Here is a 15,789-nt window from a genome sequence, read left to right on the forward strand (position 1 = left end):
TATAATATGCGTTTTTTTATTATTTTTAAATGAAGTAAAACCAAAATTAAATTTTATGAAAGGACTAATGCTTCTTAGAATTGCTGTTGCTGTTATACTTTTAACCCATTCTGTTTTTGGGATATTTAACAACGGAATTAATGACTTTGGAAATTTGTATTTAAATCAAATTGGCTTCGCTCCTTTGGGTGTTTTTCTAGCTTGGTCAATTAAACTATCACATATTGCTGCGGCTGTATTACTACTGATTAATAAATATGTAAAACCTGCTGGTTTTGTCACCATATTTATTTTGGTAATGGGAATTATTCTGGTTCATTTTCAAGAGGGCTGGTTTGTTGTTGGCGGTGGAAGAAATGGTGTCGAGTATAATTTCTTGTTGATATGCGTTCTTTTAGCAATTATGTTTCCAAATGGTTTGCAAAGGAAAATTTAGTACTTTTTTTTTAAAATTTATCTAAGAGCTTTTTTTATGATGATGGTAATTTTTTTTTAAATGTTAAAAAAACGACTTCACCACAATTGTCTTGTTGGTTTATTTTTTATTTTTTGAACATTCTTACCTGTTTTATTTTTTTGTTCGTAAAATCGTCTTAAAATAAGTGAAGTATTATTTTTTAGTTAAAATGTACTATAAACTCGAAATATTTAGTTTTATATCGTAATATTGCAATATAGATATATATAAATATAATTATGGGGACTACAAAATCAGATCACTTTACAGAAAACCAAAATGAATTAGCTGTTTTAACAAAAGCTTTAGGTCATCCGGCACGAATTGCTATTTTAGAATATCTTCTAAAAGTTAATGCTTGCATTTGTGGTGATATTGTAAATGAATTGCCTCTTTCGCAGCCAACAGTATCACAGCATTTAAAAGAACTTAAAAATGCAGGCTTAATTAAAGGAAGTATTGAAGGCAATACAATTTGTTACTGTATAAACGAAGTTGGATTTGAAAAAGTAAAAGCATTTCTTGATGTTATTACAGCACACTTAGACAAAAGAAAAAACGAATGTTGTTAATCTAAAAAACACAAATTATTATGAAACTTTCAGAAATTAAAACAATCTTAAAAACTGTTGACACAGTAAATTTTCAATTACCTAACGGAAATTTTGTTCCTGAGCATTTTCATGTTACCGAAGTTGGTTTAATCACTAAAAACTTTATAGACTGCGGCGGAGTTGTACGTAATGAAACTGTAGTAAATTTTCAGCTGTGGGATGCGAACGATTTTGAACATAGATTAAAACCCGGAAAACTTATTCATATTATTGAACTTTCGGAAAAAGTTTTAAATATTCCAGATTTTGAAATTGAAGTAGAATATCAAGATACTACAATTGGAAAATATGATTTAGGTTTTAACGGGAAAGATTTTTTACTGCTGAATAAACAAACTGCTTGTTTAGCGCAAGATCAATGCGGAATTCCAGCAGAAAAAACGAAGTTAAGTTTTACTCAATTAAGTCCTGATAATTCAAATTCTTGTACTCCAGGAAATGGATGCTGCTAAAAAAGGATCGATATGAATATATTATTTCCAGAAATTGGAAAGCTGGTTTTGTCTTTTGACTTTCGATCTATTACCGATGAACGGAAGATTGTTTTGCAGCCGTTAATTGACTTTGTTGATTTTAAAAATAAAAATAATCTTGAGATTAGATTAAACTTTATTTGTACGCACAATTCAAGAAGAAGTCATCTATCGCAGGTTTGGGCACAAACGGCGGCTTACTATTATAATATTAAGAATGTAAGTTGTTATTCTGGTGGAACTGAAGCAACGGCTGTATTTCCTAAAATTGCTGAAATGCTTACAAATTCAGGGTTTAAGATTAAGAAATTATCTGAAGATACTAATCCTATTTATGCGATAAAGTTTGCGCAGAATGAAAATCCAATAATTGGTTTTTCTAAAAAATTCGATGATGATTTTAATCCAACTGATAGTTTTGCTGCTATAATGACTTGTTCGCAGGCAGACGGAGATTGTCCGTATGTAGCTGGAGCCGAAAAACGTTTTCCTATTACTTTTGAAGACCCTAAAATTTTTGACAATACATTACAGCAGGATGAAAAGTATATGGAAAGAAGTCTTCAAATTGCAACTGAAATGTTTTATGTTTTTTCTAAAGTAAAAACATAGATTCTACCGTTTATTTTATGTCAAAAAAAAAGGTTCAACTTATAGTTGAACCTTTTTTTGCTTATTATTTTTTCTTGGTTTTATAATACTTGCGGTATTTTGGATATGTTATTGCTCCAATTAGAGAAATTGTACCTAAGCAATAATAAACCCAACTTAGTGAATGTGCTTCACCACTTGCGTAGGAATGCAGGCCAACTAAATGGAAGTTTACTCCATAATATGTAAATAAAATAGAAACAAACGCAAACATACTCATCAAATTAAAGAACCATTTTCCGCGTAAAGCTGGAACAAATCGAGCATGAATTACAAACGCATAAAGCATGATAGAAATTAAAGCCCAAGTTTCTTTTGGATCCCATCCCCAGTAACGTCCCCAACTTTCGTTTGCCCATTGTCCACCTAGAAAGTTTCCAATCGTTAGCATGATAAGACCAATAGTTAAAGACATTTCGTTGATATAAGTTATCTCTTTAATGTTTAATTCCATTTTAGCTTTGTTTTTCTCAGTTGTAAAGAAAATCAATACTAATGCTACAAAACCTAGAATCATTCCTAATGCAGTTGGACCATAGCTACCTACAATAACTGCAACGTGAATCATTAACCAATACGAGTTAAGAACTGGTTGTAAGTTTGCAATTTCTGGATCAATCCAGTTCATATATGCCGCCATCAAAATCATAGCTGTAACAAATGCAGATGAAGCAACAGTAAGTTTCGATTTTCTATCAAAAGCCAAACCAAAGAACATTGTTGACCAAGCTACATATACAATAGATTCGTAAGCATTACTCCAAGGTGCGTGACCAGAAATATACCAACGTGCTATTAATCCTAATGTATGAAGAGCAAATAGCAAGCCCACCATGATATGGAATGCGTTTATTGTAATACGAAGCCATTTTTTTTCAAAGAAAATATTGACAATAATAAATATAAACATCAAGCTCGCCACTGTGATATACCAATAAGGCAATCCTTTGAAAACATCGTATTTATTGTATGCGATTTCGGCATCAATTTTTTGTTCGCTTGGACGAACTTTAGCGCCAAATTTCTTTTGAAAACCATTAAGACTTTCTACTAATTGATCGGCAGTATCCCAATTCTTAGAAATAGAAGCATTGTTTAATGCACTAAAATAAAGAGGTAAAATTTGCTTTACATAAGTAGAATCCATTCCTTTTAAACCTGCATTTTCACGTTCTAAATAAGAAACCCATTTATGATTTGGATCATTTGGGACAGGGAAAATTTTCAAAATGCTTCCGCTTAAAGCAGACTCCATTAAATTTACTTTTTTATCTGTTTCAATAAAATCTTTCTCAAACTGATTTGGATTTGCCGCTTTGTAAGCTGCATCTAAATATGGAGAAAGTTTATAGTTTCCGTTTGCATCAAAAAAGTTAACAAATGCAACCGCTTTGGCTTCTTTATCTACTCCAATAATTTTACGAATACTGTCATTTCCAGATTTGATATAGATTATAGGAACCTGAATCCAAACTTGTGCATATTGCGTCATAGACAATAATACCTGATCAGAGTTCATTCCGTTATACGTATCGTCGTGACTTACTTTTCTTAGTAATTCTGAAGAAAAGGTATTAACAGGTTTCATTCTACCTCCAGCATCTTGAATAATCAAACGCCCAAATTTTGCGGCATGTGCTGTCGGTGCTTTGTAAATAGACAATAAAGAGTCTAATTGTTTTTTACTTGGCGGAGCTGTTACGTGATTTGCATGATCATTTGGATCTGCTGTATGATTATGATCATGATTGTGATTGTCACCTGGTGTATGAACATGAGGTGCTTGAGCAAAACCACTCAAACTAATCATTAAAACTAAGATCGTGATAAATTTTTCTTTTTTCTTTTTTACAACTTCCAATTTGCGTTTTAAATCGGCAAAACGAGAATGTTTGGTAAACATAATTGCCATTAATCCCAGATATAACATAAAGTAGCCAAAATAAGTAATTGAAGTTCCCCAAAAATCATGGTTTACAGATAGTACAGTTCCTTTTTCGTCCGGATCAAATGAAGATTGGAAAAAACGATATCCTTTATGATCTAAAACGTGATTCATATAAATATCAGCATCAAAAGTTTCTGTAGAATCTAAAACGGTTACTTTACTTTCAAAAGCAGAATAACTTTTTTCTGTTCCCGGATATTTCGTAGCGATAAAATCATTCAATCTTACTTTAAAAGGTAAAACATAAGCTTTACTGCCGAAAAATAAGCTGTATTCTATTTTTCCAATTTTTACGGTTTGAGGCTCCCCTATACTTCCTTTAGAACCTAAAAGTCTAACCTCTTTTTCTTCACCGTCAGCTTTTACTTTTACAATTAAAGCGTCTGTATGAGATTTTGCTTTGAAGTCGTTGCTAGATTCATAATCAACAACACCTTTAACGGCTGGATCTGGAAACACAATTCTAATGTCACCAATACTATATAAAGAACGCATCATTAAAGGCTGTACATTATCTTTAGTTACAGCACCTTTTAATTTATCGGCCATTCTCATAAATTCTCCTTCAAATGGAGTTTGAATGGTATATTGCTCACCAGTTGTATTAATGTTGATGGCGCCGTCAGTTGGTTTGTTTAAAGCAAATAATACATTGTGAATGTTTTGTACTTCACCATCTTTCAAGAAATGCTCTTCACGTCCGCCTGCTCCAGCTTCAACTAACTTTAAATAAAGTGTTCCTTTGGGATCTGGTTTGATCATTTCTTTAGCTCCCATGATGTAGTTTACGTAACTTACCTCAAAAGGAGTTTCGTCAAATTTACCAGAAAGTGTAAAATTGTTATTGGTTACAGGAGATAGCAAAAGACTTTTATCAAAAACCCTGCGTTTCATTTCACCTTTATATTCACCATCAGCAAAAACGGTAATAAATGTTTTGTCTGAATAAATTTGATTCTCGGCTGCCCCTTCACGGATAGGCATCATTCCTTCATAACTGATATAACGTGTGATAAAAGCACCTAAAAGGATAAAAACGAAAGCAAGGTGAAGCAATAAAGTAGCCCATTTTTCTTTCTTTAATAATTGATAACGTTTTATATTTCCGAAGAAATTAAGCATGAAAACAACCATTATAGCTTCAAACCACCATGTATTGTAAATTAAAATTCTGGCAGTATCGGTATTATACTTACTTTCGATAAAAGTTCCAATACCCATTGCGATTGCAAATGCTAAAAAAAGAACGGCCATTAATCGTGTAGAAAACAAAAAAGAGAATATTTTTTTATCCATTTTTAAGGAATTACATTGTATAAAAGTGCCACAAAAGTACTTAAAAATGTTGATTAGCAGTAGGGCTATTTTGTTAATAAAAACCAAATAAAGAGCGTCAAATTTAATCATATTGATAAAAATGTACGCTTAGTTTTACAAAAATACAACTGTAGAATATTTGCTATTTTATCTACTGCAGATTAGGCGATTTAAAAGTTTAATTGCAAAAAAAATAATCGATCGAAAATCATTCTATTCAGCATAATCTGTGGCAAAACTTTATTATGTCAATTAAGTTTAAAAAAAATAATACTAATTTTGCGATATGATTCGAATAACGATAATTGGTTCTGGAAATGTCGCTCAACATTTAATAAAAGCATTCTCTGCAAGTAATCTTGTTGAAATTGTACAGGTGTTTTCCAGAAAAAAAGAAGCTTTGAATTCTATTATTGATTCAGAGAAAATCGTAACCGAATTTTCGGTTTTAAAAGAAACAGATTTATACATTATTTCAGTTTCTGATACTGCAATTTCTGAAGTTTCAAAGCAATTACCTTTTAAGAATCAATTAGTTGTTCATACTTCAGGCACTACTCCAATCGATATTTTAGATTCAAAAAACAGAAAAGGTGTTTTTTATCCGTTGCAGACATTTTCTAAAAGTAAAGAAGTCGATTTTTCTATAATCCCAATTTGTTTAGAAGCTGAAAATCAAGAAGATTACACGATCTTAGAAACTGCTGGAAAATGCATTTCAGATGCTGTTTTTGCAATTAGTTCAGAACAGCGAAAAGCATTGCATGTAGCGGCTGTTTTCGTTAATAATTTCACAAATCATTTATATCAAATAGGAAAAGAAATCTGTGACGAACATCATGTTCCGTTTGAAGTTTTGAAACCTTTAATTCAGGAAACTGCCGATAAAATTAAAACCTTAGACCCGATTGATGCACAAACTGGCCCTGCAATACGCCGAGATTCAGTAACAACAAATGCACATTTGGAATTTATAACAGATGAAAATCAAAAAAATATTTATAAAATACTAACACAATCTATAGAGAATAATGGCAAAAAGTTATAAAGAAATGATGAACGACATTACAACATTTATTTTTGATGTTGATGGCGTGCTAACAGACAGTTCCGTTTTTGTAACCACTGAAGGAGAAATTCTTCGCACAATGAATATTCGTGATGGTTATGCGATGAAAGCAGCTATAGAAAGCGGTTATAATGTTTGTATTATTTCTGGCGGAAGCAACGAAGGCGTTCGAGTGAGACTTCAAAATTTAGGAATTACCGATATTCATTTAGGAACTCCTGATAAAGTTAAAACATTTAAAGAGTATACAGAAGCAAATAATATCAAACCAGAACAGGTTTTATACATGGGAGATGATATTCCGGATTATCATGTAATGAAATTAGTAGGTTTACCTGCCTCTCCACAAGATGCAGTTCCTGAAATTAAAAATATCTGCCGTTACATTTCGCACGTAAAAGGTGGAAAAGGTGCCGCAAGAGACGTTATTGAGCAAGTTATGAAAGTGCAAGGTAAATGGATGGAGTATTTTAATGGGAAGCATGATTAGTGCTCAGTTTGCAGTCGAAGTATTCAGTCACAGTTTACGATCAATAATATCTCTGAACCTTTGCCTCTCTGCCTCTTTGAATCTTTAAAAAAAGCCTTAGAATCTTAGCATCTTAGCCACTCAGAACCTCCAAAAAAATGAAATACCTAAAACTCATTCGATATAAAAATCTACTAATGCTTGCTTTTATGCAGGTTTTATTTCGTTATGCTTTTTTAAAAGAACAGGATATTCCTTTGGCTTTATCTGACTGGCAATACGGACTTTTGGTTTTAAGTACCGTTTTATTGGCTGCTGCAGGTTATGTAATAAACAATATTTACGATGTTGCAACAGATACTATAAACAAACCAAATGATGTGGTTATTGGAAAAGGAATTTCAGAAACTGCAGCATACAATATTTATATTGGTCTTAATATTTCCGGTGTTGCAATAGGTTTTTTGTTGTCAAATATTATTTTGCGTCCTAGTTTTGCATCACTTTTTATTTTAATAGCTGCACTACTCTACTTTTATGCAACTACTTTAAAGCAGATTATGATTTTGGGTAATTTTGTTGTTGCTGCACTCCTTTCTGTAAGTGTTCTTATTATTGGAATCTTTGATCTTTTTCCTGTCGTAAATTCAGAAAATCAAGCACAAATGGCCAGTTTATTTTCGATTTTAATAGACTACGCCCTCTTTGCTTTTATGATTAATTTTATTCGCGAGATAGTTAAAGATATTGAAGATGTAAATGGCGATTATAATCAAGGAATGAATACTTTACCAATTGCAATTGGTATTAGCAGAGCAGCTAAAATTGCATTAGCCTGTGCCATAATTCCGTTTATATTATCGTTACTTTATATTAATACTTATTTTGTTCAAAACCATCTTTTTATTGTTACCATTTATGCATTTCTTTTTGTTTTAGCACCTTTACTTTATTTTATAGTAAAAGTATTCAGCGCCAAATCAAAAAAGGATTTTCAGCATTTAAGTACTGTTTTAAAATTTATTTTGTTCTTTGGAATTTTATCCATTCTCATCATTAATTTAAATATCAAATACAATGCTTAAAGAAAAGCTTAAAAAATATAGTTTAATTCTTGCTTCGGGATCGCCGCGCAGACAGCAGTTTTTTAAAGATTTAGATCTTGATTTTCAAATTCGTTTAAAAGAAATTGAAGAAATCTATCCGCCAGAGCTGAAAGCAGTTGAAATTACAGATTATCTGGCACAATTAAAGGCAGATGCTTTTGATGGAGAATTAAATGATAATGAGATCTTGGTAACAAGTGATACTATTGTTTGGCATAACAATAAAGCATTGGGAAAACCAAAGAATGCAGAAGATGCTTTTCAAATGATAAAATCCATGTCGAATGCAACACATGAAGTGTTTACATCGGTTTGTTTTAAAACAAATTCCTCTTCTACCCTTATTAATGATGTTACAAAAGTAACTTTCGCAGATTTATCAGACGAAGCTATTTTATATTACATAGAAAACTACAAACCTTATGATAAAGCGGGTGCTTATGGAATTCAGGAATGGTTTGGTTTTATGGCAGTTGCAAAAGTAGAAGGTTCTTATACAAATGTTATGGGACTGCCAACAGCCAAAGTTTATGAATATTTGAGTACTTTAGTGTAAAAAAATAGATATGTTTTCTTTCAAAGAGTATAGCCAGGAAATTATTGCTACCGTAATTGTTCTTTTATTATTAATAACAATGCGTGTTATTGTGGCAAAATTAATTCGTCGTTTTGCCAGCAGCAGCCAGCTATTGGAACACAGAACAAACTTGGCAATTAAATATACTCATATACTAATGAATATACTTGTTGTAATAAGTTTGATAGTAATTTGGGGTGTTGAAACAAAAGATATACTTTTTACGGTTTCGTCTATTGCAACAGTAATTGGCGTTGCTTTTTTTGCGCAATGGTCTATTCTGAGTAACATTACTTCGGGAATGATTTTGTTTTTTTCATTTCCATTCCGAATTGGAGATACTATAAAAATACATGATAAAGATTTTCCTATCGAAGCCGAAATCGAGGATATCAGCGCTTTTCATGTCAATCTAAAAACCAAAGAAGGAGAAAAAATTATTTTTCCTAACAATCTGCTTCTTCAAAAAGGTATTTCGATTATGCCGACACAATATGAAGAAAAGGAATTTTTTGACTAAAATTTGAATGGGAATTTTATAAGGCTTGACTAAAAAGCTGGAACGCAAAACGTTAAATAAATCGCAATATTTGTTTAGCTTTTTAACGTTTCACTATAAAATCTCTCCAAATGATTCCAACAATAAAACTGCCATTCTATGCAAAACTCTCTTGTATATTAGTAAGTCTAATTGCACTTGCTTATATTTTTTGCATTGCAAAAGATATTCTTACACCAGTATTCATGGCATTTTTATTTGCTGTTTTACTGCTTCCTATTTTTACAATATTAAATACTAAATTGAAGTTTCCGCGGCATTTTGCTGCTATAGTTTGCGTTTTAATTTTTCTCTTGTTTATAGTCGGAATTTTGGTTTTCATTTCCTATCAAGTTACGAATATGGCAAATGATTTTGATACGATTAAAAAGAATGCAAACTCCTTTCTAATTGAAATTCATAAGTTTATAAAAGAGAATTTTCATGTAAGTATTGGCGAGCAGAAAAAGTATTTAGATAACGTAACCAAAGATTCGGTTAAAAACGGAAATGCTACTTTAGGATCAGCTTTAATTTCTATAAGTGATCTATTAGTAGACTGTACTATTATTCCAATTTATACATTTCTATTTCTCTTATACAAAGATCATTTTATACTTTTTTTAGCCAAATTAATCAGCAAAGAAAATCACGCTGCGTTAAAAGATATTCTTACTCAGATAAAAGTTTCGATCAATAATTATATTGTAAGTCTAATTCTTGAAATGATTGTAGTCTCGGTACTTACCAGTTTAGGACTTTGGATTATTGGTGTGAAATATTTCATTCTTTTAGGATTAATAACAGGGATTTTAAACCTGATTCCTTACATCGGAATTGCAATTGCGGGTTTAATTACGATTCTTGCTTCTTTAACAGGTTCTGCCGAAGTATCATTAGTTGTTGGAATTTTGATCGTGAACTTAATTGTTCAATTGATTGATAACAATTTGCTGGTGCCATTAATCATTAATTCAAAAGTCGAAATAAATGCTTTTGTTTCTATTATCGGAATTATTATTGGCGGTACAGCGGCCGGAATTTCAGGAATGTTTTTAGCAATTCCGCTTCTTGCAATTTTAAAAATTATCTTCGATCGTATAGATTCACTAGAACCTTGGGGTTATGTTATGGGCAATCATATGCCTAAAAAATTCATCTGGCGAATTCGAAAAACCAAAACTGTCAATTAAAATAAGCTGTCAATTTTAAAAATGTTCGTATTATTTATCTTATATTCATATAAAAATCAGTAAAAAAGTAAGTTTAAAAATATCTGAATGTTTCTAAATAAAAAGATAGTCGTTTTTATTTTGTTATGCTTTAGTTTGCAAAGCATTTATGCTCAGTCAGATACTTTAAAAGAAAAGACTAAAACTAAAAAGGACACTACCGAAATATACAATCGAATTCGAAATTATTCTAAGAAGAACAAGTTCACCAAAACCTTACATAAGCTTATATTCAGAGCAAAGAAACCTAGAAAAAAAGACGAAGTTCTTGTTTCTACTGATACCACAAATTTTGATGGAAAAATTATCCGAAAAATCAACATTATTACATTAGATCCTTTTGGACATTCTGTGGTTGATTCTACTGTGATGCCAAAGAACTGGGGAGAACGTACAGGAAATCGACTTCATTTAAAAACAAAGAAAATTGCTATAAAAAACCTGTTGTTAATTAGAAAAAACACAGTTTACGACAGCTATAAAGTTCAGGAAACAGAACGTTTAATACGATCTCAAAGATATGTTACGGCGGTCAGAATTTCGAATAAGTTAGTTGGAATGGCGGCAGATTCTGTTGATGTTACTATCAGGGTTTTGGATTCGTGGAGTACCATACCTAGATTTTCAGTATCGAGTAATCAAATGTCGATAGGTTTTAAAGAAAAAGATTTTTTTGGTTCCGGTCAGCAATTAGAATATCGTTACACTAACCGATTTGATGATGGTAGAAATGGTAATGATGCCACGTACACGATTCCTAATATTAAGAACACTTATATTGGAGCCGCCTTGCATTACAATATGGATCTCGATAACAATTACAGCAAATCAATAGATATTGAGCGTGATTTCTATTCTCCTTTGACTAAATGGGCAGGCGGCGTTTATATTGGGCAGAATTTCAGGAAAGATACGCTGCAAGCTCCTGATTTAACTTATGCTTATCAGCCTTTTAAATATAATTTTCAAGATTTATGGGGAGGTCACGCCACGAAAGTTTTTGAAGATGAAAATAAAGCAATTACAAATCTAATTGTAGCAGCACGTTTTTTAAATGTGGATTTTACCGAAACACCTTCAGAAGTTTATGATCCCACAAATTTCTATTCTGATCAAAAACTACTTTTAGCGGGTATTGGATTGAATAGACGTAAATTTATAAAAGACAGTTATATTTTTAGAAACGGACAAACGGAAGATGTCCCAATTGGTCGTATTTACGGTATTACATTGGGATATCAATACAAAAATACCTTTTGGAGACCTTATGCCGGTGCACAATTTTCATTTGGAAACTACTACCGATTGGGTTTTTTAAGTATGAATTTTGAAGCGGGAACTTTTTTTCATCAATCAAAAACTTACGAAACCGCCTTTTTATTAGAGTCTAATTACTTTACTAAACTGTTCACTATAGGAAACTGGAAATTAAGACAGTTTGTGAATCCTAAGCTTGTTATAGGTGTAAACCGCGAGAATATCATTGGCGATGAACTGAATATAAACGAGCAGAATGGTTTAGCAGGATTTAATAGCGCTATTTATGGAACAAGCAAAGCTGTTTTATCGCTTCAAACTCAAACTTATTCGCCGCATTCTGTTTTAGGTTTCCGTTTAAATCCATTTTTTAACTATTCGATAGCAGTTTTAGGAAGTCCAGATAATGCAATGTTAAGAAGTAAACCTTATTCAAAAATTACTTTGGGATTATTAATAAGCAATGACTATTTGGTTTTCAGTTCTTTTCAACTCTCATTATCCTATTATCCAAGTATTCCAAATCAAGGAGATAATGTTTTTAAAACAAATACATTTGAAACTAGTGATTATGGACTTCAAAGTTTTGAACTTGCAAAACCAAGAATTGTCGATTATAAATAGATAGAGCTTTATTTTTTTTACTTTTTTTTGTGTTTTATTTTTAGTTTAAAAATCAATGCATTACAGATTTTACAACACTAATTCACTCGTTAAAAAGTATATTTTATCCGACGAACGGTATCACGTTTTTATTTTTGGCACGGTATATGAAAATCCTTAAACAAGATTAACATTTAAACTTTAGAAAAGATGAAAACAATGAAAATAGCAATCGCCGGATTATTCCTTTTGATTGCAAATGCCACACAAGCTCAGGTATCAATAAACGTTAACATAGGTAATCCGCCAGCTTGGGGACCAGCCGGATATGCAGATATGGAGTATTACTATTTGCCAGATATTGAGGCTTATTATGATGTTAGAGCTTCGCAGTTCATCTATTTTGGAGGCGGAAGATGGGTTAGAACAACTTATTTACCTAGACAGTACAGAAACTATGATTTATATGGAGGTTACAAAGTAGTTTTAACAGATTATCATGGAAGAACTCCTTACACTTACTTTGATCGACACAAAGTAAAATACTATAAAGGATATTGCGGTGCGCCACAAAGACCTTATAGACCAAGACCAGTTTATGGTTATAATGATCGTCGTAACGATAACAGAAATTACAAGCACTACGACAAACATTATGATAAACATAACAACAAACATCATGGAAAACATGATAGAGATGATGATGACGATCGCCACGAAGGTCGCGGAAGAAGATAAATAACTATAAAAGAGCGCATTAATTTTTATTAATACGCTCTTTTTGCATGTTTAAACAGTATCTAATTAGTTATCAATAACTAAACATTAACATTTCATTTAAATACTGTTCCATAATTTAATTACTATTTTTGAGTCTATTAAAAAACCAACTAACCAAGTATGATAAAAACTCCAGTTCAATTAATTCTATTTTTTTTAATAGGTTTCAACATCGCATTCGCTCAGCAGCCGCAAAAACCAAATTCTGTAGAGATTTACAATCAAATTAAAAAATTAAACTTTTTAGGATCAGTTCTGTATGTTGCAGCACATCCTGATGATGAAAATACACGTTTGATTTCTTATTTTGCAAACGAAGTAAATGCTAGAACTGGATATTTGTCGCTGACAAGAGGAGATGGAGGTCAGAATTTAATTGGTCCTCAATTGCGTGAGTTACTTGGCGTAATAAGAACTCAAGAACTTATTGAAGCCCGAAAAATAGACGGCGGCGAGCAGTTTTTTTCTAGAGCAAATGACTTTGGTTTTTCAAAAACTCCAGATGAAACTTTACAAATTTGGGATAAAGACAAAGTCTTGGCCGATGTTATATGGACTATTAGAAAATTTCAGCCGGATGTAATAATTAATCGATTTGATCATCGGTCGCCAGGAACAACGCACGGACATCATACATCATCTGCAATGTTGAGCGTTGAGAGTTATAATCTAACAAACGATTCAAAAGTATATCCCGAACAATTAAAATTTGTTTCGCCTTGGCAGGTAAAAAGACTTTATTTTAATCCTTCATGGTGGTTTTATGGAAGTCAAGAAAAATTTGATGCTGCTAACAAATCTAATTTTGCAAAATTAGAAACGGGTGTATATTATACTGGATTAGGAAAATCAAATCAGGAAATCGCCGCATTGAGCAGAAGCCGTCATCAATCGCAAGGTTTTGGAAGTACTGGTGTTCGTGGTGAAGAAACAGAGTATTTAGAAGTAATTAAAGGCGAAAACGGATTAGATAAAAACAATGTTTTTGATGGAATCGATACGACTTGGAATCGTGTTAAAAACGGAAAACCAATTGGTGATTTAATATCGACAATTATTGCCAAGTATGATTTTAGCAATCCATCAGCGAGTATACCAGATTTAGTAAAAGCCTACACTATGATTGAAGCTTTAAACGACGATCATTGGAAAAATTTAAAATCTGAAGCTGTAAAAAATATTATCGCATCTTGTGCAGGTTTATACTTAGAAGCTGTCGCGAGCGAGCAGGAAGCTACTCCGGGAAGTATTGTAAAACTTAGTTTAGAGGCAATAAACAGGTCTCCAGTAAACATGCAGCTTACAAGTGTTACTTCATTGCCAGACAATAAAATAACTATTCAAAATATTATTTTAAAAAACAACAGCACTCAAAAGTTTATTCTTCAAACAAAACTGCCAGAAAACATTGAATACACGCAGCCTTATTGGTTAAAAGAAAAAGCAACTGTTGGAATGTATACTGTTTCTAATCAAGAAAACATTGGGATTCCAGATATTATTAGAAATGTAAAAGTTGTTTTTACCATAAAAATTGAAGGTGTCGAAATTCCGTTTGAGCGTACCGTTATTTACAAATACAACGACAGCGTAAAAGGCGAAATGTATAACTTTCTTGATGTTGTGCCAGACGTTACCACTTCAATTTTAGAAAAAGTACTTGTTTTTAGAGATACTAACAGTAAAATGATTCCCGTAAAAGTTCGCGCAGGAAAAGATAATGTAAAAGGAAATTTACAGTTAGAATTACCAAAAAGCTGGACTGTAGTTCCTAAACAAATTCCGTTTACTTTAGATCAAAAAGGAAACGAACATATTTTTTATTTCGAAGTTACACCTCCTGTAAATCCAGAAGAAACTACAGCGCAAAGTATTGTTACTATTGATAATAAGCGTTTTGATAAAGCAGAAACAATTATTGATTTCAGCCATATTACAAAACAAATGGTTCTAAAATCAGCCGATTCAAAAGCAATACGAATTGATTTAAAAACTTCAGGAGATGCTATTGCTTATATAATGGGCGCCGGTGATGAAGTTCCTGAAAGTCTTTCGCAAATGGGATATAAAGTAACGATCTTAAAACCTGAAGAAATCACACCAGAAAAATTAGATTCATTTAATGTTGTTATTACTGGAGTCCGTGCTTATAATACTGTAAATGCTTTGGCGAACAAACAAACCATCTTATTCAATTTTGTAAAAAGCGGTAAAAACATGATTGTTCAATACAATACAAATGGACAATTGGTAACGGATAAAATTGCGCCATATCCGTTAAAGTTATCATACGACCGAGTAACAGAAGAAAATGCAAAAGTTACATTTTTAGCACCAACTCATCCTGTTTTAAATACGCCAAACAAAATTTCATCAAAAGATTTTGAAGGCTGGACACAAGAACAAGGCTTGTATTATCCAAATCAATATGATCCTGCCTTTACTCCTATTATCTCTTCACATGATAAAGGCGAATCAGCCAAAGACGGCGCGTTATTAGTAGCGCCGTACGGAAAAGGATATTATATTTACACTGGTTTAAGTTTCTTTAGAGAATTACCTGAAGGCGTTGCAGGAGCTTATAGATTATTATCTAACATGATTTCGCTGAAACAGCCAATAGAAGCTCCTAAACAAGATGTTAAGCAATAAAAAACGAAAATATGGAAGCTAAAAAAGTAAAAAAATGGAAAAAAAG

14 protein-coding genes are annotated in these 15,789 nt (G+C 32.1%); 13 read left to right on the plus strand and 1 reads right to left on the minus strand.

All coding sequences use genetic code 11. The features are described from left to right. Window positions 1-55 precede the first annotated feature (55 nt). The 4 genes from ACHRV0_RS13480 to ACHRV0_RS13495 all read left to right on the plus strand — a co-directional run bounded on the left by ACHRV0_RS13480 (window position 56) and on the right by ACHRV0_RS13495 (window position 2,156). Window positions 56-436, plus strand: coding sequence for a DoxX family protein (locus ACHRV0_RS13480; RefSeq protein ID WP_395441185.1), 381 nt, complete (start codon window positions 56-58; stop codon window positions 434-436). Between the two features lie 260 nt (window positions 437-696). Further along, window positions 697-1,029: an ArsR/SmtB family transcription factor gene (locus ACHRV0_RS13485; RefSeq protein WP_395441186.1), complete on the plus strand. Its 333-nt coding sequence runs from the start codon at window positions 697-699 to the stop codon at window positions 1,027-1,029. 20 nt (window positions 1,030-1,049) lie between these two features. Further along, entirely contained in the window at window positions 1,050-1,523 is a 474-nt protein-coding gene (locus ACHRV0_RS13490) for a DUF6428 family protein (protein ID WP_129026314.1), read from the plus strand. 12 nt (window positions 1,524-1,535) lie between these two features. Further along, a complete protein-coding gene (locus ACHRV0_RS13495; protein ID WP_395441187.1) occupies window positions 1,536-2,156 on the plus strand; it encodes a low molecular weight phosphatase family protein in 621 nt (206 codons plus the stop codon). A gap of 64 nt (window positions 2,157-2,220) precedes the next feature. Here ACHRV0_RS13495 and ccsA read toward each other — a convergent pair whose 3' ends face one another. Next, window positions 2,221-5,439 (minus strand): cytochrome c biogenesis protein CcsA, encoded by a 3,219-nt coding sequence (gene ccsA, locus ACHRV0_RS13500; RefSeq protein WP_395441188.1) that lies wholly within the window; start codon window positions 5,437-5,439, stop codon window positions 2,221-2,223. 307 nt (window positions 5,440-5,746) lie between these two features. Between ccsA and ACHRV0_RS13505 the strand changes: the two genes are divergently transcribed. From ACHRV0_RS13505 to ACHRV0_RS13545, 9 genes are all read left to right on the plus strand, one after another. Continuing rightward, window positions 5,747-6,508 (plus strand): Rossmann-like and DUF2520 domain-containing protein, encoded by a 762-nt coding sequence (locus ACHRV0_RS13505; protein ID WP_395441189.1) that lies wholly within the window; start codon window positions 5,747-5,749, stop codon window positions 6,506-6,508. Beyond that, on the plus strand, window positions 6,492-7,019 hold the full coding sequence (locus ACHRV0_RS13510) for a KdsC family phosphatase (protein ID WP_395441190.1): 528 nt from the start codon (window positions 6,492-6,494) through the stop codon (window positions 7,017-7,019). Before ACHRV0_RS13505 ends, ACHRV0_RS13510 begins: the two co-directional genes overlap by 17 nt. A gap of 137 nt (window positions 7,020-7,156) precedes the next feature. Then, window positions 7,157-8,083, plus strand: coding sequence for a geranylgeranylglycerol-phosphate geranylgeranyltransferase (locus ACHRV0_RS13515; RefSeq protein WP_129024364.1), 927 nt, complete (start codon window positions 7,157-7,159; stop codon window positions 8,081-8,083). Beyond that, a complete protein-coding gene (locus ACHRV0_RS13520) occupies window positions 8,076-8,660 on the plus strand; it encodes a Maf-like protein (protein ID WP_129024363.1) in 585 nt (194 codons plus the stop codon). Before ACHRV0_RS13515 ends, ACHRV0_RS13520 begins: the two co-directional genes overlap by 8 nt. Window positions 8,661-8,670: 10 nt before the next feature. Next, on the plus strand, window positions 8,671-9,201 hold the full coding sequence (locus tag ACHRV0_RS13525) for a mechanosensitive ion channel domain-containing protein (protein ID WP_129024362.1): 531 nt from the start codon (window positions 8,671-8,673) through the stop codon (window positions 9,199-9,201). Between the two features lie 110 nt (window positions 9,202-9,311). Continuing rightward, window positions 9,312-10,412 (plus strand): AI-2E family transporter, encoded by a 1,101-nt coding sequence (locus tag ACHRV0_RS13530; RefSeq protein WP_395441191.1) that lies wholly within the window; start codon window positions 9,312-9,314, stop codon window positions 10,410-10,412. An 87-nt stretch (window positions 10,413-10,499) separates the two neighbouring features. Continuing rightward, window positions 10,500-12,332 carry a hypothetical protein gene (locus tag ACHRV0_RS13535; protein WP_395441192.1) on the plus strand — a complete coding sequence of 611 codons (1,833 nt, stop codon included), beginning with the start codon at window positions 10,500-10,502 and terminating at the stop codon, window positions 12,330-12,332. A gap of 189 nt (window positions 12,333-12,521) precedes the next feature. Continuing rightward, on the plus strand, window positions 12,522-13,049 hold the full coding sequence (locus ACHRV0_RS13540; RefSeq protein ID WP_089055737.1) for a hypothetical protein: 528 nt from the start codon (window positions 12,522-12,524) through the stop codon (window positions 13,047-13,049). A gap of 162 nt (window positions 13,050-13,211) precedes the next feature. Beyond that, the gene (locus ACHRV0_RS13545) at window positions 13,212-15,743 is read left to right on the plus strand and encodes a PIG-L family deacetylase (RefSeq protein ID WP_395441193.1); all 2,532 of its coding nucleotides are present in this window, start codon (window positions 13,212-13,214) and stop codon (window positions 15,741-15,743) included. The last annotated feature ends 46 nt before the right edge of the window (window positions 15,744-15,789 follow it).

Origin of the sequence: Flavobacterium sp. FlaQc-30 (assembly GCF_044005885.1) — a bacterium.
Lineage (GTDB): Bacteria > Bacteroidota > Bacteroidia > Flavobacteriales > Flavobacteriaceae > Flavobacterium.